Raw genomic sequence first — 22,808 nt, forward strand, 5'->3', positions numbered from 1 at the left:
TCATTTTACGAATAGATTATATAGGGGTGATTGTCCATGTTAGAATTAACGAAAAATAAAGTAGCGGCTCTTAAGCGTTTATCGGATGAGAATGGGATTATCGGAGCTTTGGCGATTGATCAACGCGGTTCATTAAAGAAAATGATTTCGGCAGGAAATTCAAGTTTTGTCGGAGATGAGGGAATCGTCCGCTTTAAAGAATTGGTTTCTGAAGAGTTGACACCTTATGCGACATCAATCCTATTGGATCCGGAATATGGTTTGCCGGCTGCGAAGGTCCGCCATCCTGAAGCTGGATTATTGGTGGCATATGAAAAAACAGGCTATGATTCAACAGCCGTGGGCCGTTTGCCTGATTTATTGCCGGAATGGTCTGTTAGAGGATTGAAGGAAGCTGGAGCAGATGCGGTTAAATTTTTACTGTACTATGATGTGGATGAAGATGAAAAAATTAATGACTATAAGCATGTTTATATGGAACGAGTCGGGTCTGAGTGTGCAGCAGAAGACATTCCGTTTTTCCTCGAGATTGTGACATATGATGCCAAAAATGATGATGTGAAAAGTTTAGAGTTTGCCAAAGTGAAGCCGCATAAAGTCATTGAGGCAATGAGAGAATTCTCCAAGCCACAGTACAAGGTGGACGTTTTGAAGGTAGAAGTTCCTGTGGATATGAAGTTTGTGGAGGGATATTCGGAAGGCGAAACAGCTTATAGCAAGGAAGAAGCATTGGCGTATTTCAAAGAGCAAAGTGAAGCAACAGATCTGCCGTTTATCTTCTTAAGTGCCGGCGTAAGTGCAGAGTTATTCCAGGAAACATTGAAGTTTGCCAAAGAATCCGGCTCCACCTTCAATGGTGTCCTCTGCGGCCGGGCAACATGGAAAAATGGCGTAGCTCCCTTTGCCGAAAATGGAGAACAATCCGCACGTGCATGGTTACAAGATACCGGCAAAAAAAATATCCAAGAACTAAATATTGTCTTGAAAGAGACAGCAAGCCCGTGGTTTGAAAAAATCGTAGGGTAATGAAGCAAGGAAAGGAAGCGCGAGAAAAGTTCTCGCGCTTCCTTATTTTCTGCGTGCCCAGCAAGCCGTTAATTGCTAATTGGTGAAAGTCCAATCTGAGTATGTACCAAGGCGCTCAGTAGCTGACAGGGAACTGGTGAAGAAATTCTAAGGTTGAAGCCCTATGACAAAGTAACACTCTAGCAGAGTGCGAGCAAACTAACAGGTTGTAACATAAAGTGAATCCTGCCGTCTCGTCAAAGGAACCCACTCTTAGTGGCTAAAGAGAAGTCGAGCCTTGATAAGATGGGCGAAGACCATGGAAGGTGTGAAGAGCTTGGAACAGCAGCACCGAAGAATCTCTCGGGGTAAAGGGAACGACATGTTAGGAAAGTAAATAACGGAACTGGGGATACCCTCCTCGTCACTTTCTTACGAAAGTAAAGCAGAAACCTATAAGTGTACACGAAATGGTGGATGGATGAGAGGGAGTCGGAGGGGGGGCATAGTGCTTGCGTGGCAGCACGTTCATCAGGTGGGTTAAAGTCCCACTGAATCTCAGACTAGGAGATTCATATCCAAACTTTATACTAGCAAGAGAAATAAACGTAGGTAATTTTGTACAACGGATTGAGGGAACAATAGCGATCAACGATGGAAATCTGCACGATGTGAAGGCCGTTAAAGATAAGAAAATGGAAGGAGTTTCTGATTTTTCCAAATTAACGGTTGCTTACGAAGAAATTAGTCTTTTTGATGATAAGCTCTATTCAAAGAAAAGTTTGGAAAGCTCAGGGTTTAATGCTTTAAAAGAAAAAATAGTAAATGTGTTTAAAAATCCCAATTCATCACAACTTGAAATAGATGAAGCTGTTTCTGATTTCACTCAAAACTTTGTGGATATTTTATCTAGGTTAAAAACAAGGTGTCAATAAAAAACCTTAGAAGCTGTAATTGCAAAAGCTGAGGCAATAAAGCTTGCTGCTGCAAAAGCAGTTGCTGCCAATACAAATGCTACACAAACTAAGGTAGACAAGACACTGACAGAATTGCAGGAGGCCATTAATGGTTTACAGAAAAAAGTACAATCAGGCGATAAGGTTGATGCCACGGAGTTAGAAGCGTTAATTAAAAAAGCAAAAACTATTTTAAAAGAAACAGCTATATCTTGCTAATAAAAGAAAGAGAATAATTTAATGAAGTGGCCACTGTCAAGTAGACAGTAAAAAAAGCGAATTAAGCAGCCTGAGTCTTCTAAATTCAATAGGACTCAGGTTGTTTTATTTTTTTCTGGAACCGTTTGTGATTATAGAATTTTCTATATTGTTTTACGGCAGATATAACTTCTTCAGCTGTACGGAAAGAGTAAAGAGTTTTTGACCATTGAAAATTAAGTAGGTAAAAATAATTTCAAAGCTCTATATGCTTGTTGGGTTGACACTACAATCGGCGGTGATATAATTTGTTAAAAGAATGTAAGTATGTTTGAAAGGTAGGCTTATTATATGAAACCACTGCAGCATGAAAGTGTAATCCCACTTTATCACCAATTAATGGAGAGGCTTAAGGATTCTATTGAAAAGGGACTTTGGACACCTGGAGATAAGATCCCGTCGGAAAATCAATTGATGGATCAATTCGGTGTGAGCCGGAATACCGCTAAAAAAGCAATTGAGGAGCTTGTTCAGGAAGGAATTCTTTACCGAATCCAAGGAAAAGGAACATTCGTCGCAAAACCAAAATTGCAGCAGTCATTGATGGGATTTTACAGTTTTAGCAAAGTATTAAAAGAAAAGGGAATGAACCCCAAAGATATCATTCTAAAAATAGAGGAAGCTAAACCAACTACAAAAATCCGGGAAGCGTTGCAGCTGGGGGAAGACGAGAAGGTCATTGAAATGAAACGCCTTCGTTGTGCCAACAATGAACCTTATATTTTGGAATCGTCTTTTATTCCGAAAAACTTGATTTCAAATATAGAACAGCTAAAAAAAGTTGGCGAAATATCCTTATATGATTTATTTCAACAAGAATTTAATATCGTAGTAACGAGAGCAAAAGAGGCGTTTGAGCCTGTTCTCATTCTTCCTGAAGAAAGTGAGTACCTGCAAACAAAAGAAGGCCGTCCGGCACTGTTGCTTGAACGAACAGCCTATGACACCAATGGTGTGCCTGTTGAATTTTGTATATCCATTGTACGAGGCGATCGCTGCCGCTTTTACACAGAACTAACGTAAAGATTCAATCACTCATAGCAAATGTCTATGAGTTTTATTTAAAACTAACCTATACCAACAACCCGTTAATACGGACGGGTATAATAGACTCTTTTTAAAAAATATTAATTTAAGTTAATGGGTTGACAGGTTAATAGGTGTAGGAGTATATTCGAATTAGTTAAAATTTTCAGTTTGGAAAAACTGAAAGAATATTTTAAATAGCCCAAAACCAACACCCCATTAACTTCACTATGTAACGGAGATATTCTTTTAAGAAAATAAAGCCTCTCTTAGAAAATATTAAAAATTCAAAAGATATTTTTGAAACGGGGTATAAATTTGTTATCCTATATATGAAAGTATTAAAGATCATGACTTAGAGGTGTTTTATTAGTGGCAAGATTAAAGGATATTGCGGAATATGTAGGCGTTTCCATCTCTACTGTTTCGAGAGTCATTCAAAATGATCAGACTCGAAATGTTAACCAGGAAACAAAAGCGAAAATTTGGGAGGCTGTTAAGGAGTTAGGCTATATACCAAATCAGCATGCTCGAAATTTAGTTACCAACAAGCAAGAGAAGAGTAGCGTAAGAACGATGAAAATTGGTTGGGTAGCTAATCCAACACAAGCGGAAATTAACCCATACTTTGCCAAAATTTATACTGGTATTCATGATACATTAACAGCTAATGATTATACCCTAATTAGTATTACCAAGGATGAGCTTGAAAATGAGGCCCTGCTTCTTAAGACGATTCATGACTTGGGGATTGAGGGACTCCTGCTGATCGACAGGATTGAAGACAGCCTGATTGACTACATACAGCAAACGATTCCATTGGTTGGATTGGACTTTTTCTATACAGATAAGAATATGGCTGTAGTCGATTACAACCGTGAAGCAGCTATTAAAACGGTGGTTCAGCATTTAGTCGACCAAGGACATCGGGAGATTGGGTTTATTGGCGGCGGGATTAATGAAACGTATGAAAATTTGCAAGCTGAATATCGATTCAAAGGGTATCAATCTGCTATGGAAGAAGCGGGATTTTCTGTCCGTCCTGATTGGGTTATCAATACGAAGTGGAAAATGGAGAATAGCTATGAGGAAATGAATCAACTCATTAAAAGGGATTCGACTCATTTGCCAACAGCCATGGTTTGTGCTAGTGATATGATGGCCATTGCTGCTATGAGAGCAGTAATTGAAAATAACCTTAGAATCCCAGAGGACATCGCTATCTTTGGAGTGGATAATATTGAAATGGGTAAATATTCATCACCTCCGCTTTCCACGGTAGAAATTCCTAAATACGAAATGGGAAGAATGGCAGCAAAAACGATTATGGAAATGGTAGAAGAGAAAATTAGACTTCCAATCAAGATCATTTTGCCATTTGAATTAGTCCTTCGTGAATCATCTAATATAAAGCGAACCTAAATGGTTCTTTTTTAAACATCACTTGGAAAACGTTTGGATTAATCAGGGAAAACGATATGCAAAAATGCAGTGAATGAATGAGAGGAGAGACTTAAATGAAAACCATGACAGCGATTATTATAGGAGCAGGTGACAGAGGGGCACGAGCTTATGCGCCATATGCCTTGACCTATCCGAATGAATTGAAGATTGTCGGCGTGGCAGAACCAGGCATCGAAAGAAGAACGGAGCTACAACAAGCGCACGATATTCCGGATGAACATTGTTATGATTCGTGGGAAGAGGTGTTGGATTCCGACCAAAAAATTGCCGACATTGCGATTATCTGTACGCTTGACCGGGATCATTTTAAACCAACGATGAGAGCGTTGGAGCTCGGTTATCATGTTCTGTTGGAAAAACCAATGTCGCCGGATCCGCTGGAATGTATCGCAATGGAAAAGGCTGCGAAAAAGTATAACCGACAGCTGACCATCGGCCATGTACTGAGGTATACCGAATTTTGGTCAACGATTAAAAAGGTGATTGCCAAAGGAGAAGTTGGCGAGGTCGTATCGCTGCAATTAAATGAAAATGTAGAAGTAATGCACATGTCCCACAGCTTTGTTCGTGGTAATTGGAATAATAAAGAAAAATCGAGTCCGATGATCCTGCAGAAATCCTGTCATGATATGGATATCATTTCTTTTGTGATGGGCAAAAAATGTAAGCGCATTAGTTCCTATGGTTCGCTAATGCATTTTAAAGATGAAAATGCCCCGGTTGGTGCGCCGCAGCGCTGTTTAGATGGCTGTCCTGCGGAACTTGAGTGTCCATACCATGCGGGCAGGTATTATCTTGGCGAAGGAAAAGGCTGGGCCAAGAAATTCACCGAAGAATATACGAATGAAGGCATTGTCAAAGCATTACAGGAAACGCCATATGGAAAATGCGTATACCGCTCAGATAATAATGTCGTCGACCATCAGGTAGTCAACATGGAATTCGAGGGCGGAGCAACTGCAACATTTAGCATGTGCGGTTTCACAAGGGAGCAAACGCGAATCGTGCAAATCATGGGAACAAAAGGAGAAATCCGCGGAAACATGGAGGAAAATAGTATTTCCATCTTTGATTTCCTTACCAAGCATGAAACAGTCATAAAATTTGATAACCCTGTTGGTGGACACGGCGGCGGCGATAACGGAATCATGAGAACATTCCTCCGCGAAATCCAATATGGAAACAGCGGAGATAGTGTTTCTTCCTCATCTGCTTCTGTAAGAAGCCACCTCATGGCATTTGCAGCTGAAGATTCGAGGTTAAACGAAGGTCAATCTATTAATATCGATGAGTATTATCAGAGTTTGCTAGAAAACATCAAAGCTTAAGAAACGATTGTTTACACTGCGGTTTTCGTAGTGTTGCAATAAAAAGTAGACGTAAAGAACAAAGATTATGGGGAATAAAACGTAATGGGAAAACGTTGTTATTGGAGGTGGTGAACGTTATCCGACACATTTCAATGGTATGCGAATAATTTTTTTATCGAGAGAAAAACCCTTAAGTTTTAAGAAGTGATTTGGTTAGAAATCTACTAAACTCTATTCGAAGGAAGGGCAATATGATGAAAAAATGGCTAATAATGCTTTTAACCGTAGTTCTAGGATTACTAGGACTGGCTGGCTGCAGTGATAATGATAAAGCATCAAGTGATGCAAAAGATGGAAAGGTTGAAATTACCTATGGCTTTTGGGATAAGAAACAAGTCCCTGCTATTGAAGAGATTATCAAATTATTTAACGAAAAATATCCGAACATCAAAGTTAAAACAGAGATTACTCCTTATGGACAGTACTTTCAAAAGCTTGAAACGGCTGCAACGGGCGGCGCTTTGCCTGATATTCTTTGGATGAATGGTGCTCACGTTGTTCAATATGCAGAAGGTAAGGTCATCCTTCCATTAAGCGACATGGCTAAAAAGGATAATTATAGCTTAGACAATTATCCTAAATCATTAATTGAACTTTATACTGTTGATGGCAAAGTGTATGGGATTCCAAAAGATTACGATACAACCGGCTTATGGTACAACAAAAAAATCTTTGATGATGCAGGTGTGCCATATCCGGATGACACGTGGGATTGGAATAAGTTAAAAGAAGTTGCGAAACAGCTGACAAACAAAGATAAAGGTATTTGGGGTTATGCTTCTGTAATGGGCAATCAAGGCGGATATTATGATTTCATTTGGCAAAATGGCGGCCATATCATTTCTAAGGATGGCAAGTCGGTTGGATTCGATCAACCTGAAGCAATCGAGGCACTGAAATACAATATTAGCTTCATTAAAGAAGGCTTGTCACCAACACAGTCACAAATGACAGAAACTGCTGCTTCTGAATTATTCTCTTCAGGAAAAATAGCGATGATGTTCGATGGTCCTTGGATGGTTCCAGAATATAAGAAAAATCCTGTTTTAAATGTTGCTGTTGTTCCTAAAGGGAAAAAACGAGCAGTAGCGATTCACGGTTTATCGAATGTGATTGCTGCGAATACGAAACATAAAGATGCGGCATGGAAGTTTGTTCAGTTCCTTGGATCTAAAGAAGCAGCAGACGTATACGCGAAAACAGGAACGGTTATTCCTGCGTATAATGGTACACAAGATGCTTGGAAAGACGCAGTTCCAAATTTAAATCTTCAAGCATTCATTGATGGCGCAGAATATTCTGTTCCACTTCCAAGTGTGAAAAATACAGGGGAAATTTGGCAATACGAAACAGATATCCTGAAAAAGGCTTGGAGCGAAGAAGTAAGTGTTGAGGATGCAGTAAAAGAGTTAACGAAAAAAGCAAATGATGCGCTATCTAAGAAGTAGTAGAAAAAATGAAGAGAGGAATGTAGTTCTTCTCTTCAATTTCCTAAAGGGAGGGAATGCTGTGAAACAAATTCCTCTACAGGCAGAAGTGAAAGCAAGGAAAAAATTAACGGTTTCCAGTTTAACAAAAACAAGGAAACGTTCCGATTACTTTTGGGCATATGTGATGATTGCACCTACTATGTTAGGTTTGTTCATTTTTTACTTGTGGCCCATCATCCAGACCTTTTACTTTAGTTTTACCGAATGGGGCACATTTGGACAGTATGAGTGGACAGGGTTAACGAACTATAAGCGGATGCTGGAGGATGCAACCCTTTTACAATCATTTAAAAACACCGGTATTTATATTTTTTTTACTGTGCCAATCGGAATTTTCCTGTCGATTATTGTAGCGGTTCTTTTGAATCAAAAAATCAAAGGGAAATCTGTTTATCGAACATTGTATTTTTTACCCGTGATTACCATGCCGGCTGCTATCGCGATGGTGTGGAAATGGCTTTATAATTCTGATTACGGACTACTAAACTATCTTTTATCCTTAATCGGAATCAAGGGGCCGCAGTGGGTAAGTGATCCGAAAATTGCCTTATATTCAATTATTGTTGTCGCAATTTGGAGTGGAATTGGCTATAACATGGTCATTTTCCTCTCTGGGCTGCAAGGGATTCCAAAAATGTATTACGAAGCAGCAGAAATTGATGGCGCAGGTCCCATCAGGGTGTTCTTTAAAATTACGTTGCCACTACTATCTCCTGTTATTTTCTTTGTGTCAATCATGTCTCTAATCGGGGCGTTCCAAGTGTTTGACTTGATTTTCATGATGATTGGAAAAAGCAGTACGGCATTAGAAAGTACACAGTCGATTGTTTATTTATTCTATCAGCATGCCTTTGTATTAAATGATAAGGGATATGCAGCAGCCATCGGTATTCTCTTGTTAATTGTTATCCTGATTATTACTGCGATTCAAATGGTCTTACAGAAAAAGTGGGTTCATTATGATTAAAGGAAGTGTTACCATTGGAAAGAACGAGACAGCTTGTAACAAGTAAAACATTCCTTATCCATTTCATCCTGATTGTGGGATCGGTGGCAATGGTATTGCCTTTTTTATGGATGATCCTCACCTCGTTAAAAACCTATGCTGAGTCCATTCATGTTCCGCCCGTTTTTATTCCAAAGGATTTCCAATGGGGGAACTACAAAGAAGTCTTTGGACTCTTACCATTTTTCAAATTTATGTATAATACAATCATTATTACAGTGCTGCGGACCGTCGGCCAGTTGTTTCTATGTTCGTTAGCTGCCTATGCTTTTGCCCGGATTGAATTTCCCGGCAGGAACTTCCTGTTTTTATTAGCGTTAACAGTGTTAATGGTGCCGGGGCAAGTGTTTTTACTGCCGCAATATATGATTATGGTGAAATTAGGCTGGTTGAATTCATTGCAAGCTGTGATTGTCCCAGGTTTGTTTAGTGCATTCGGTACGTTCCTCTTACGGCAATTCTTTATGGGGCTTCCAAAGGAATTAGAAGAGGCTGCCCGGCTTGACGGCTGTAACCATTTCCAAATTTACTGGAGAATTATGCTTCCGTTAGCAAAGCCTGGTCTGATTGCGTTGGGGATTTTTACCACCCTTTGGAGCTGGAATGAATTGATGTGGCCAATGATTGTCAATAGTTCTCCGGAATCGATGACCCTATCAGTAGGATTGTCATCACTTCAAGGCCAATATCTGACCAACTACCCGATTCTTATGGCCGGTTCCTTTTTAGCGATCTTGCCAATGCTGATCCTATTTATCTTCCTGCAGAAGCAATTTATTGAAGGAATTGCCGTCACAGGCGGTAAATAAAAACATTACATGCGGTCGGGTACGGCCGAATGTAATGTTTTTTCTCTAGCTGGGAGAAAGTATTACTTTCGTAGGATGTTTATGTAATTGGGTTGACCCTGATTTGTTATATAGTAAAACTGTAAGAAAATTACCTAAATTAAGACTGAAAGGGAGGAGGAGAAAGATCTTATATTAGAAATAAAATCAGAAAAAGCATCCCAGTAGGTAGCAAGGGCAATAAAAAGGGCAAAGAAGTACTAAACTGGTAATGACAACACAACCACTCATCATTCATCAACGTTCATTTCTCAACCGAAAATTCCATTACATACAGATTTTACGTGATCTGCTATGTTTGCCAAAGAATCCGGCTCAACTTTCAACGGTGTCCTCTGCGGCCGGGCAACATGGAAAAATGGCGTAGCTCCCTTTGCCGAAAATGGGGAACAATCCGCACGTGCATGGTTACAAGATACCGGCAAAAAAAATATCCAAGAACTAAATATTGCCTTGAAAGAGACAGCAAGCCCGTGGTTTGAAAAAATCGTAGGGTAAGGAAGCAAGGAAAGGAAGCGCGAGAAAAGTTCTCGCGCTTCCTTATTTTCTGCGTGCCCAGCAAGCCGTTAATTGCTAATTGGTGAAAGTCCAATTTGAGTAAGTACCAAGGCACTCAGTAGCTGACAGGGAACTGGTGAAGAAATTCTAAGGTTGAAGCCCTATGACAAAGTAACTCTCTAGCAGAGTGCGAGAAAACTAACAGGTTGTAACATAAAGTGAATCCCGTCTCGTCAAAGGAACCCACTCTTGGTGGCTAAAGAGAAGTCGAGCTTTTGATAAGATGGGCGATTGAAGCTCTTATGATGGAAGCGGCATTTGAAATCTTACGGGAAGCCGGTTTACGAATGCCAAAGGCTATTGGACAAGCTATATCTATTGTAGGGACACTAGTAATTGGTTCAGCAGCAGTAGATACTGGAATCGTGTCGGCTGCCATGGTAATCGTTGTTGCGATAACAGCCATTTCAAGCTTTATTCTTCCTTCCTTTACCATGTCCATGTCTATTAGAATGCTCCGTTTTCCTATGATGGCGCTTGCCGCTTCTTTTGGCTTGTTCGGGATACTCGTCGGGTTTATTGCACTTATTCTTCATATGTGCAGCTTACGTTCTTTTGGGGTTCCTTATATGAGTCCTTTTGGTCCTTATATCCGTGAGGACATAAAGGATACATTTGTTCGGGTACCCTGGTGGGGGATGTTTTCCCGCCCGCGTCTAATCAGCCAAAAAAACAACAGACGCGAACAAAATTTGGCCCCGAAACCGCCCCGGAACAAAATTTAATAGTGAAAACGAAGTAATCAAAATGGCAACCCAAAAAGCAAATGAAGAAAGGAGTAGACGAAAGTGGTGGCTGCTGCAGGAATCCTTGTCATCGTCACTGTAATCATCGCGATAGATGTTCCTCCTCTGTTGAGAAAAAAATTAAAAAAGGAACTATGGATATTTTCCATTCTTCTACTATTTGGAACTTCGTTAAGTATTGCCCAAGCCATGAATATCAAGATTCCCAATCCAGTAGATTGGATTACAGCCATTTATAAACCGCTTTCCGACATCATTGAGAAATTATTAAAGTGAAAATGAAATGGGGCATGAATCAATTTAAATAGATCCCGGCGGTTACCCATAGGTATCGTGTGTATAAATAAATAGATCGAAAGGATTTTTGTCGATGAAACTCAAGATTTCAATGCTTATCATGCTGATTGTATTTCTATTATTCACTACAGGCTGCTGGAATCGGCGTGAATTAAATGACCTTGCCATTACGCTGGCCATAGGGTTAGATCGTACAAAGGATGGTAAATATCTAGTAACCGCCCAAGTGGTAAATCCAGGGGAAGTATCAGCTGATAAAGGAAGCGGCGGTTCACCGGTAATTATCTATCAGGCGACAGGGCAAACCGTAATTGAGGCTTTCCGAAAAATGACAAAAGAATCCCCGAGAAAAATTTATCCTTCACATCTACGAATACTTGTGATTGGAGAGTCATTAGCAAGGGAAGGAGTTGGAAAACCGTTAGATCTTCTCTCAAGAGATTGGGAGCTGCGATCAGATTTTTATATCGCCGTAACTAGGGGGATGAAAGCAGAAGAAATCCTGAAGGTGCCCACAGGTTTAGAAAAAATACCTGCCAATAATTTGTATGATACCCTTGAAGTCTCATCAAAAGCATTGTCATCAACAAGTCACGTTAGGTTAGATGAATTAATCGCGGATATGGTCAGTGACGGAAAGCAACCGGTGTTAACAGGAATCTACACAGAAATAAAAGGGGATGAAGAAACATCTTTAAGCAAGAAGAATGTAGAAATGATTGATTCCCCTGCCCGAATATACTTTAACGATTTAGCGGTATTTAATAAAGATAAATTAGTGGGCTGGTTAGATGATAAGCAAAGCAGAACTTATAACGCCGTTACAAATAAAGTGAAAAGTACGGTTATAAATATATCATGTCTTAAAGGGGGGAAAGCCGCTTTGCAGCACTTGCGTTCAAAAGCGAAAGTCAAAGGCAAAGTGAAGAAAGGAAAACCTGAAGTAACTATCGAATTTCGTAGAGAATATAATGTCGGGGAAGTAGAATGCCATATTGATCTTACTAAACCTGAAACTATTTCAAAATTGGAAAAGATAGAGGTACAAAGATTTACAACAATGGTCGAACATTCTATAAAAAAAGTACAAGAAGAAAGTAAAGTAGATATTTTTGGTTTTGGTGAGGCCATTTATCGATCAGATCCAAAAGCTTGGATAAAACTTAAAAAAGATTGGAGTAAAGAATTTCTGGACTTGCCAGTGAATGTAAAGGTTGACGTGCAAATCCGACGTGTAGGTACGGTTGGTAATTCATTCATCGATAAAATAAAGTAAAGGACTTAGTAAAAGGAATGGGTGTTGCGTTCATTTTGGATTAATTAGAGAAAATGCGAGGTAGGTTACTATTATGAATAATGAAAAGGTAATGGGAGTACGTCTTGGACTCGAAACAATCGGTCGTTCCGCAGAAATTTTCATTGTTTTTTTCTTTGTCCTTTTTATCATTTTAGTCGTTTTTATTACACCACAAATCAAGTTTGAAAACATTCAGCCTGTATTTGAGGTAGATATAAAAACGATACTGCGAGCATCTTTATACTTGATCGTTACGTCTTCTGTTAATTCTGTGATATTATTAATGATTTTTCCTGCCTTAGTTAATCAACCAAAAGAAGCTAAAAAATCTTTTTATATCGGAAATATCATTGGTGGACTTGTCATCATTATCATCACCGTTTTGTGTATTCTGGTTTTGGGCGCTGACAATACAGCAAGACAGACATATCCAAGCTTTATACTAGCAAGAGAAATAAACGTAGGTAATTTTGTACAAAGGATTGAGGGAACAATAGCGATCATGTGGTTTATTTCCATTTATTTCAAGATGACACTTTATTTTTACGCTTCTGTTTTAGGTATAGCACAAATTTTCAATTTGAAACATTACCGACCCTTAATATTACCTTTAGGGATGGTCTTAGCTGTCCTTTCTAACACAATGTATGAAAACGTCGTAAAACAACAAGATTTTGACGTTAAAGTGACTATACCCCATTCCTTAATAATTGGGCTTTTTTTACCTCTAATCATGTTGGTAGTCAGTGTATTTCAAAAAGAAACTATAGAGGAAAAGGAATGAAAGTACTTTTTGGATTAAACGAAGAAATAATAACGATTTTATTTAAATCTAAGGATTGTCGGGAAGAAGACGATGTTCCTGATTTTGTCGTGCACGAATTCCAACAATACAAGAAAAAAGGAGAAGAAGTAGAAGATGAGTGTCCTTTCTGTGGTGGCACAATGCTTAGAACGAAAAAAAGTCCCAAGTGAATAATCTACACTTGCGGCGTCATTTTAGTCGCGTTAGCGATTTTGTTCTTGCAAAAACACTAGTAATAGACGTGATTATAGAAGAAACTCAGAAAAAAATAGCCTTTGCTCAACGGGAGCAAGGGCAGTTTTGGACGGATTTCTTGAAGGAATGGGCAAGATAATATTTGCAAGATATCTAAAAAACAAAACAAGATGTTTATTGTGAAAACGCTTTTTCATTTGTATACTTTTTCTAAAAATAGTAAAGAGGATGAAAAAGAAAGTTTTGTAGGCTCAAATGGCAGCCTTGTTATCAAATAGTTTAATAGCCTGTCAAATGTTATGAGGAATCGCTGGTATTCGTTTGTGAAGGGAATGTTGGAAAATAGGAAGAGGAGCGTAAAATATGTTTACTTTTAGTCAAGAAAAATTAGTGTCTTTCGGTGCTTCGATTCCAACATCGGAAATCAAGCAACAACCAGGGTTATGGAGTGAAACCTATTCATTGTATACGAAGAAACGATTAGAGATTCAAGCTTTTTTACAAAAACTGGCTGAACAGCATGAACGTATTCGTGTTATTTTTACGGGTATTGGAACCTCTGCCAATGTCGGTGAAACGTGCCTTCCATATTTAAATGGAAAAGTGGATGAAAAAAAGTGGGAATTGCTGAGTGTTCCAACAACCACTTTGGTATCTAATCCCTATGAATTTTTTAAAGCAGAGTTCCCAACCTTGTTGGTTTCATTTGCTCGAAGCGGCATCAGCCCCGAAAGCTTGGCTGCTGGAGAATTAGCTGAACAACTAGTAAAGAACTTCTATCAGCTAACGATTACCTGTGCAAATGATGGTGAGCTAGCGAAAAGGGCAAAAGGAGAAGAAAACAATCTTTTGTTGTTAATGCCCGATAGAGCAAATGATCAAGGATTAGCCATGACCGGAAGTTATTCGTGCATGACGCTAATGGCATTACTCGTTTTTGATCCGCTGTTTGTCGAAGAAAAATGGGCGATTGTCCAAATCATTCGCCAAATGGGTGAAAGTGTTATTCTTCGTGAAGGGGATATCCAAACTATCATCGATTGCGATTTTGAAAGGATCATTTACCTTGGCTCCGGAAGTTTAGAAGGCTTGGCGAGAGAAGCACAGCTAAAAATATTAGAGCTGACAGCCGGTAAAATTGTCACCTCATTCGATTCCCCGTTGGGATTCCGACATGCTCCTAAGTCATTCGTCAATGAAAAAGCATTGGTGTGTGTTTTTGTTTCCAATCATCCTTATACTCGCCAATATGATTTAGATATATTAAAAGAATTGCAGCGAGATAACATTGCCAAAAACATTTGTGCTATCGAGGTCGATGGAAAAACGAATTATGACGGGAACACATTCTTATTCGACAGAGATGCCCAATCCATACCGGATGCTTACTTAGCATTACCTTTTTTCATGATTGGGCAAACGATCTCACTGCTTGCTTCCGTAAAAGTCGGTAATACACCTGATACCCCTTCACCGACAGGAACGGTTAACCGAGTGAAAAAAGGCGTAACCATCTACGAATATAAGGGAAGCAAGGAGGATGGATCTCTAGTTTCTTCAATCTGAATTCGTATGTTTAGTAAACTTAAATGGAATTATATTACCAGGGTACTTACTCGAAAATTCGTGTTACATAGGATATGCTCTCTAAAAAAGCGAATAGTGATAGGCACTGTTCTTTTTTTATGCAATTCACTAAAAAAACAATATTTCTAAAAATTTGGACAATATCTTTATTGTGTAAGCGCTTTAACAAAAGTAAGCTAGTTTACAGTAGGTGGTGGTATTTGCTGTTATTTTTGCAATATTTTAAACAACTTGCAGGTATCGACTTCTATCAAACTAGTATATTTAAAGGAGGAGAGGAATTGGGCAGTAAGTATTATCAGAGATTTATCCGTACATTGCTTGCACTTGTGTTATTTTTGCCAACATTTTTAACGGGGTTCATTCCACCGTTACGTGCAACAGCAGAAGTAACGAATCCATGGGTTACCATTTCAACTGGAGGAAATGAAGTAAATGAAATTGTCACCCAGAATGGTAAGGCTTATGCATTGCTTGGAGCAGGTGCTGGAAATGACAATGGAGTTAAAGCTGCTATTTTTCAAGAAAAGGATGAAGCAGCAAAAGAATCAGGAACGATGGAATATACCTTTATTCCCGAATTGAATGGGGCAGATACCAGATTTGGTTTCTATCCACATTATAGTGACCCTAATAACTTTGTATTTGTAGGGTATGACACACTCGGCTGGTTCTATGAATACAAATATCAAGGCAGTGGAACCTGGCTGCAAACTAGACCAGACATCCCACTTCCTGATGCTGGGAGCAAACATTCAATTAAAATTGATTATAGCGGGGCCACTTTGAATGTTACTTTAGATGGAAAAGATTTATTTGGACCGGTTACTTTATCAAATGATGTAAATAAGCTGCTTACAGGTAAGGAAGCGGTTAAACTTGGTGCTTTTGGTGGTAAAAACAGCCAAGTACTAATTGAATTGGGAGATGCTCCAGGAGATGGAGGCCAAGTGCCGGGAGAAGGAGAACTTGTCGACATTACTGATAACCAACTTGGAGAAGGTGATTTTAAAATCATCTCTGGCGACGGAAGCGTTACCTATAATCAAGATGGTTCAGCAACTTTCCATGTTACCTCTACCCAAAAGAATCGAATTGTCTATAATAAAATGAAAGCAATTAAGAATGGTATTTTTGAAGCTGATATTACTCCAGGGGCTGGCGCCATGAACCGTTTTGGTCTAATCTATCGTGTGCAAAATCCATCTGCATACACGTATGTAGGTACTGGAGATCAAAATAATCAGTATTTTGGAGAAATCTTTGGTCCTGCAAACAGTTGGACGGAGATGTCCTCAAACGTGCCATTAGAAGCAAAGAAAACCTATCATTTACTCATGAAATTCATGGACGATGTAGCTACTTTATACATTAATGATAAAAAAGTGAATAGCTGGACATTATCAGGCGGTGTCAATATAGCAGGTTTACTTGGATTTGAAAAGAGCCGCGGTGCTGCCGACATTACGATTTCAAACATCAAAATTAAAGAATACGTTCCACCTAAAGCGCCAGATACTCCTCCGGTAGAGGATACATTAAGCTCAGATTTTATGAATGTCACTATTGACCAAGTATTCCCGCGTGTCATCGAATACCGGGTGGGCGATAAGGTAATGGACGGACAAAAATCTCCTGTTTACGGATTGAAAGTGAACGGCACACTTTACTATCCAGAGGTAGGCTATGAAAAGCTGAGTGAAAGTGAAGCATTGTATACCTTAAAGGTAAGCGATGAATATGAAAACCTTGATGCTGTTATTAAAGTTTCATTAAAAGTTCAAAAAAATAAAGTGATCTATACTTTTGAAGAAATCAACAATGCTAAAGGTGCAAAAATCGAATCGGTTGAACTAGCTGATCTGAACTTTATCTCCGTCAATTCAGCTCAAACCAGTGCTAAAGCCAAATTAACGAATCTTAGCAGTGATGTGACCAAACCTGGGGATGTTGATGTTACTGTCGATTCATCTTTGGAAGGCATTGGAACTTCAGAAAGATACTATACAGCCTTCCTGTCAACGAACAAATTGAGTGCTGGTGTATGGTCCAGTTCGGAAGTCAATGGCTACCGTAATTTAGTGGCTAATCGTTATCAGAATAAAGATGGTACGAAAGCCATCGGAATCGGCTCCAGCTTGCTTTATTATCAAAGAGAATTTATGCCGGAACCACAAACGGCTAAACCTACTGTGAAAATTGCTATTGCTGACGATTTGAATAAAGATGATGAAGTTGACTGGCAAGACGGTGCGATTGCTTACCGCGAAATCATGCAAGATATAAAAGGGTCAGAAGATGTAAACAATCTTGTAGGCACACGGATTGCCATGAATTTTGGATCACAAGCACAACATCCATTCCTAAAAACATTGGATAATGTAAAAAAGGTAGCTCTCGCTACAGATGAATTGGGCCAGGCTGTGCTATTAAAAGGATATGCGAATGAAGGTCATGACAGCGGGCACCCGGATTATAGCGATGTAGGTGAACGGATTGGCGGCGCAGACGATTTAAAAACGCTTATTAGTGATGGTCATAAGTACAACTCTGAATTTGGTGTCCATATTAATGCTCAAGAAACGTATCCTGAAGCCAAAGTTTTTAGTGAGGATTTTATTGATGGTCCAAATTCCAAAGGATGGGCTTGGTTGGATCAATCTTATACCATCAATAAATTAAAGGATTTGTACTCAGGATCACGTGCGCAAAGACTGGACCAATTAAAAGCAGCTGCACCAGGTCTTGACTTTATCTATTTGGATGTATGGTATCAAGATCAGTGGGAATCTGATCGAGTGGCAGAACAATTTATGGATAGAGGTTGGAGAGTATCAACCGAGTTTGGTACATCTATTGCCAATTATTCAACATGGCAGCACTGGGCAACGGATAAGAACTACGGCGGGGCATCCAGCAAGGGAATTAACTCTGAAGTCCTTCGCTTTATTAGCAATCACCAAAAAGATTCTTGGGTGTTGAATTGGCCTGAAGCAGGCGGAACGGCTGATCACCCGTTGCTTGGCGGATTTGAATTAGCAGGTTTCGAGGGTTGGCAATCGGATAAGAACTTTGACCAGTTTATCCGGATGACATTCGATACCAATCTACCAACTAAATTTTTACAAAAGTATTATGTCACCAAGTGGACAGATGGAGAAGGTAACAAGCAAAAAACAAACCTTGAAAAAGAAATCAAGTTAAAAGACCCAAGTAATGGGGATGATGTGGTTGTAACTAGGAAAGACAACTCCAGAGAGCGTGTTATTACACTTAATGGAAATGTTGTCCTTGATGAACATGCTTATTTACTTCCTTGGGTGGAACAAGATTTTAATAATCCAACACCTGCTGCTGAAAAATTGTATCATTGGAATTTGGAAGGCGGTACTACAACTTGGACATTGCCGGCTGGATTTGTTGGTCCATCTCAAAAGGTTTATGTGTACAAATTGACAGATAAAGGTAGAACAGAAGTGCAGAAAGTCGAAGTGGTCAATAATCAGGTAACCTTGACAGCTGAGGCAGCAACGCCATATGTTGTTATTCCGGATAAAAAAGAGAAGGGTTTACAAGTCGATGACTGGAGCAACGGTGCTCATGTCTATGACACAGGATTCAATTCGGGAACCGTCAAAGATGAAGTGACAAAAGTGGCAGGAGATAAAGATGCTGTCAGTGTCAAGAGAACGAATCAAACGGAAACTGCCCGTAATGTAAGCAGCGGTGACAATTATTTGAATATGGAAAGTCCATCGAAAAATACAACCGTTTCCCGCTCCATTACTGACCTGGTGCCTGGCAAGGATTATGTGGCAGAGGTATATGTAGAAAACAATAGTGATGTAAAAGCGGGAATCAAAATAACTGGCGGGGTGAAAGATGTAAGTAATTATACGCTGCGTAGCCTGCAAAAGAACTTTGTGAAAGCAGACTCACATGCTACGAATGATGGCTACAATAGCAAAATGCAAAGGATGCAGGTAAGCTTTACGGCTACATCAAAAAAGGCTGAAATCATTCTAAGCCGTGAGGCCGGAGAAGGAACCACCAAATTTGATGATATTCGGGTCGTTCAAAAGTCTTTGAAAAATAATGTGTCATCAGGGGTATTTGAACAAGATTTTGAATCGGTCGTGCAAGGAATTTACCCATTTGTGATTGGTAATACGGAAGGGGTAGAAGACAACAGAGTTCATTTGTCTGAGTTACATGCTCCTTATACACAAAAAGGATGGGCAGGTAAAAAATTAGTAGATGATGTCTTAGGCGGAAATTGGTCCGTTAAAGTAAATACCGGAAACAAAGGCTTAGTGTATCGCACGATTCCGCAGCACTTCCACTTTGAACCGGGAGTAACATACAAAGTATCCTTTGACTATCAAACTACTGCCAATGCCTATCGCTTTATCTCAGGTAATCAAGAAATTGATGTTCGGGACATTACAGCAGCCAAGGGACTAAGTTTGAATAATACGCTTCCAGCATCTGCCACTACCAAAACGGCTGAGTTTACAATCACTGGTTCTGACAATGGGCAAACCTATATTGGAATTTTCAGCGATGGAACTAGTGTGAATGAAGATACCGGGGCAGGAACATTTATTTTAGATAACCTTCGGATTGAACAGGTGAAATAGAGTTGAAGAGGGAAGTGCTTCTGACACTTCCCTCTATTTAATTATAGAGGAAACAGACTCAATTTCTTAATAATGCCTTTTGATAAATGTTTATTTTAATGAAAATGAGTCTATCCTTAAATTAGGCACAAGTTTGCTTGCATACTTACTGAAAATTTAATACAATAACCGTAATACTTTATATTAATATTGAAAAGACAGTGATCAGGAGTAGTAATGGTTCATACCCGCAAATAGAGAGTTGACGGCTGGTGGAAGTTAACCGGGTACATCATGAACTCGCCTTTGAGTTGCAAGCGTGAAGGAATAGTAAGGCTTGCCGTTTTCCGCGTTAAGGATGAATGAAGCGAGTGCAGTCAGCACTAATGTGGGTGGTACCGCGGGAAGATACATACAATCCTCTCGTCCCTTTTTGGGATGAGGGGTTTTTTATTTTTTTTTAGGAGGAAGAGCATTATGAGTTTCGACCATAATCAAATCGAACAAAAGTGGCAAAAGAAATGGGAAGAAGAAAAAACATTTAAAACAAGCGAAGAATTTGATAAAAGAAAATTTTACGCTTTAGATATGTTTCCATATCCGTCAGGGGCAGGTCTACACGTTGGACACCCTGAAGGCTACACAGCAACCGACATTCTTTCCCGCTTAAAGCGGATGCAGGGATACAATGTTCTTCATCCAATGGGCTGGGATGCGTTCGGCCTACCAGCGGAACAATACGCATTGGATACGGGTAACGATCCAGCAGAATTTACAGAACAGAATATCAATACGTTCCGCCGGCAAATTAAATCATTAGGATTCTCGTATGATTGGGATCGTGAAGTCAATACGACTGACCCTGAATACTACAAATGGACCCAATGGATTTTCCTGAAATTATTTGAAAAAGGCCTAGCTTATATTGATGAAGTAGCGGTAAACTGGTGCCCTGCACTTGGAACGGTACTAGCAAATGAAGAGGTCATTGATGGCAAAAGTGAACGCGGCGGGCACCCTGTTGAACGTCGTCCGATGAAGCAGTGGATGTTAAGAATCACCGCTTACGGTGACCGTTTACTAGAAGACCTTGAAGAACTTGATTGGCCTGAAAGCTTGAAGGAAATGCAGCGCAACTGGATCGGCCGTTCAGAAGGTGCGGAAGTTACCTTCTCAATCGAAGGACATGAGGAGACATTCACTGTCTTCACTACTCGCCCTGATACTTTATTTGGTGCTACGTATGCCGTGCTTGCACCTGAACATTCCTTTGTTGAAAAAATAACAACAGCTGAACAGCGTGCTGCGGTTGATGCCTATTTAGACAAAGTTAAGACGAAAAGCGATTTGGAACGTACGGATCTTGCCAAAGAGAAAACAGGAGTATTTACTGGCGCCTATGCCATCAATCCTGCCAATGGGGAGAAAATGCCAATTTGGATTGCTGATTATGTGTTAGTAAGCTATGGAACTGGTGCGATTATGGCAGTTCCTGCACATGATGAGCGTGACTATGAATTCGCAAAAGAATTTAACCTTCCGATTAAAGCAGTTGTCGCAGGTGGAGATATTGACAAAGAAGCCTACACAGGCGACGGTGAACATATTAACTCTGAATTTTTAAATGGCTTGGATAAAACGGAAGGCATTCAAAAAATGATTGCTTGGTTAGAAGAAAAAGGAATAGGAACGAAGAAAGTAACCTTCCGCCTAAGAGATTGGCTGTTCAGCCGTCAACGTTATTGGGGTGAACCGATTCCGATTATCCATTGGGAAGATGGCACAATGACAGCAGTTCCGGAAGACCAGCTTCCACTGATGTTACCAAAAACAACTGAAATTCGTCCTTCAGGGACAGGAGAATCACCACTTGCAGTTATTTCTGATTTCGTGAATGTTGTGGATCCGGAAACAGGTAAAAAGGGACGCCGCGAAACGAACACAATGCCGCAATGGGCAGGCAGCTGCTGGTATTATTTACGTTATATTGATCCGAAAAATGATCAAGCACTTGCTTCACAGGAAAAGTTAAATCATTGGCTTCCAGTTGATATCTACATTGGCGGTGCCGAACATGCCGTATTACATTTACTTTATGCACGTTTCTGGCACAAATTCTTATATGATATCGGTGTGGTTCCTACCAAAGAACCATTCCAAAAGCTATTTAACCAAGGAATGATTTTAGGCGAAGGAAATGAAAAAATGAGTAAATCAAAAGGGAATGTAGTAAACCCTGATGATATCGTCGGCAGCCACGGTGCCGATACCCTTCGCCTGTATGAAATGTTCATGGGACCGCTTGATGCATCGATTGCTTGGTCGACAAATGGGTTGGATGGTTCCCGCCGCTTCTTAGATCGTATCTGGCGCTTATTGGTTGAGGAAAACGGTGAACTAAATCCAAAGATTCAAGCAACTGATGAAGCCTCAACACTGGAAAAAGTGTATCATCAAACCGTGAAAAAAGTGACGGAGGATTATGAAGGCTTAAGATTTAATACGGCTATTTCACAAATGATGGTATTCATTAATGATGCCTATAAAGCAACGGTACTGCCAAAAGAGTACATTGAAGGATTCGTTAAAATGCTTGCCCCTATTTGCCCGCATATCGCTGAAGAGCTATGGGAAAAGTTAGGTCACAGTGGAACGATAGCTTACCAAACATGGCCTGCATTTGATGAGGCGAAACTAGTCGATGATGAAGTTGAAATTGTCATCCAAGTTAATGGTAAAGTAAAAACAAAGCTTATGGTTCCAACTGATGCAAGCAAAGAGTCACTAGAAGGAATCGCTATGGAAGATGCCCACATAAAGGAACAAATTGAAGGAAAAACAATTCGCAAGGTGATAACTGTTCCGGGAAAACTTGTTAATATTGTTGCAAATTAAAAGAACGGCCCTTCTCCGGGGCTGTTTTTCCTAAAGGGGATGGAATTGATGGAAGAAATTCAAACGATTACACCAGAAGAATTACAAAAAAAGCTTGAGGCAGGGGAAAAACTTGAGCTTGTGGATGTAAGGGAAGATGAAGAAGTAGTATTCGGGATGGTACCAGGGGCCAAGCATATTCGCATGGGGGACATTCCGGCTAATCTTGACTATTTTGATAAGGATAAAGAATATATCTTTATCTGCCGCTCAAGTGCCCGCAGTGGGAATGTCTGCTATTATCTGCAGGACCAAGGCTTTAAGGTCCGCAATATGGTTGGCGGCATGCTCGCATGGACAGGAGAAACGGAATACACAGAATAACCGATTCCACCATGGAATCGGTT

At 39.8% G+C, this 22,808-nt stretch carries 16 protein-coding genes, 2 pseudogenes and 1 other annotated feature; all 18 genes and pseudogenes read left to right on the forward strand.

All coding sequences use genetic code 11. From position 1 onward, the window contains the following. The first annotated feature begins 36 nt into the window (after positions 1–36). Positions 37–1,026, forward strand: a complete 990-nt coding sequence (lacD, locus tag COE25_RS15940; RefSeq protein WP_098933300.1) for a tagatose-bisphosphate aldolase — start codon at positions 37–39, stop codon at positions 1,024–1,026. A gap of 491 nt (positions 1,027–1,517) precedes the next feature. Then, positions 1,518–1,940, forward strand: a complete 423-nt coding sequence (locus COE25_RS15945; protein WP_098933301.1) for a hypothetical protein — start codon at positions 1,518–1,520, stop codon at positions 1,938–1,940. 570 nt (positions 1,941–2,510) lie between these two features. Continuing rightward, positions 2,511–3,242, forward strand: a complete 732-nt coding sequence (locus COE25_RS32120) for a GntR family transcriptional regulator (RefSeq protein ID WP_098933302.1) — start codon at positions 2,511–2,513, stop codon at positions 3,240–3,242. Between the two features lie 375 nt (positions 3,243–3,617). Then, positions 3,618–4,667, forward strand: a complete 1,050-nt coding sequence (locus COE25_RS15955) for a LacI family DNA-binding transcriptional regulator (RefSeq protein ID WP_098933303.1) — start codon at positions 3,618–3,620, stop codon at positions 4,665–4,667. Positions 4,668–4,762: 95 nt separating this feature from the next. Then, complete coding sequence (locus COE25_RS15960) at positions 4,763–6,037, forward strand: Gfo/Idh/MocA family protein (RefSeq protein ID WP_098933304.1); 1,275 nt, start codon at positions 4,763–4,765, stop codon at positions 6,035–6,037. A gap of 236 nt (positions 6,038–6,273) precedes the next feature. Then, positions 6,274–7,527, forward strand: coding sequence for an ABC transporter substrate-binding protein (locus tag COE25_RS15965; protein ID WP_098933403.1), 1,254 nt, complete (start codon positions 6,274–6,276; stop codon positions 7,525–7,527). 88 nt (positions 7,528–7,615) lie between these two features. Then, on the forward strand, positions 7,616–8,536 hold the full coding sequence (locus tag COE25_RS15970) for a carbohydrate ABC transporter permease (protein WP_373605359.1): 921 nt from the start codon (positions 7,616–7,618) through the stop codon (positions 8,534–8,536). 89 nt (positions 8,537–8,625) lie between these two features. Further along, positions 8,626–9,384, forward strand: a complete 759-nt coding sequence (locus COE25_RS15975) for a carbohydrate ABC transporter permease (RefSeq protein ID WP_256358189.1) — start codon at positions 8,626–8,628, stop codon at positions 9,382–9,384. 336 nt (positions 9,385–9,720) lie between these two features. Then, a pseudogene (locus COE25_RS15980) lies at positions 9,721–9,921 on the forward strand (tagatose-bisphosphate aldolase); the annotation flags it as partial. A 290-nt stretch (positions 9,922–10,211) separates the two neighbouring features. Next, positions 10,212–10,706, forward strand: a pseudogene (locus COE25_RS15985) (spore germination protein); the annotation flags it as partial. Between the two features lie 63 nt (positions 10,707–10,769). After that, positions 10,770–11,003: a hypothetical protein gene (locus tag COE25_RS15990; protein WP_098933307.1), complete on the forward strand. Its 234-nt coding sequence runs from the start codon at positions 10,770–10,772 to the stop codon at positions 11,001–11,003. A 94-nt stretch (positions 11,004–11,097) separates the two neighbouring features. Next, positions 11,098–12,300 carry a Ger(x)C family spore germination protein gene (locus COE25_RS15995; protein WP_098933308.1) on the forward strand — a complete coding sequence of 401 codons (1,203 nt, stop codon included), beginning with the start codon at positions 11,098–11,100 and terminating at the stop codon, positions 12,298–12,300. Positions 12,301–12,373: 73 nt separating this feature from the next. Next, a complete protein-coding gene (locus tag COE25_RS16000; RefSeq protein WP_098933309.1) occupies positions 12,374–13,105 on the forward strand; it encodes a GerAB/ArcD/ProY family transporter in 732 nt (243 codons plus the stop codon). Continuing rightward, complete coding sequence (locus COE25_RS16005) at positions 13,102–13,296, forward strand: hypothetical protein (protein ID WP_098933310.1); 195 nt, start codon at positions 13,102–13,104, stop codon at positions 13,294–13,296. Before COE25_RS16000 ends, COE25_RS16005 begins: the two co-directional genes overlap by 4 nt. Positions 13,297–13,684: 388 nt before the next feature. Continuing rightward, on the forward strand, positions 13,685–14,887 hold the full coding sequence (locus COE25_RS16010; RefSeq protein WP_098933311.1) for an AgaS family sugar isomerase: 1,203 nt from the start codon (positions 13,685–13,687) through the stop codon (positions 14,885–14,887). A 359-nt stretch (positions 14,888–15,246) separates the two neighbouring features. Further along, complete coding sequence (locus tag COE25_RS16015; RefSeq protein WP_373605360.1) at positions 15,247–19,548, forward strand: endo-alpha-N-acetylgalactosaminidase family protein; 4,302 nt, start codon at positions 15,247–15,249, stop codon at positions 19,546–19,548. Between the two features lie 191 nt (positions 19,549–19,739). Next, positions 19,740–19,961: a binding site (T-box leader), on the forward strand. Between the two features lie 43 nt (positions 19,962–20,004). Beyond that, complete coding sequence (gene leuS / locus COE25_RS16020) at positions 20,005–22,422, forward strand: leucine--tRNA ligase (protein WP_098933312.1); 2,418 nt, start codon at positions 20,005–20,007, stop codon at positions 22,420–22,422. Between the two features lie 48 nt (positions 22,423–22,470). Further along, positions 22,471–22,785: a rhodanese-like domain-containing protein gene (locus tag COE25_RS16025; RefSeq protein ID WP_088089312.1), complete on the forward strand. Its 315-nt coding sequence runs from the start codon at positions 22,471–22,473 to the stop codon at positions 22,783–22,785. The last annotated feature ends 23 nt before the right edge of the window (positions 22,786–22,808 follow it).

The organism is Bacillus sp. AFS031507, assembly GCF_002584635.1.
GTDB lineage: Bacteria > Bacillota > Bacilli > Bacillales > Cytobacillaceae > Neobacillus.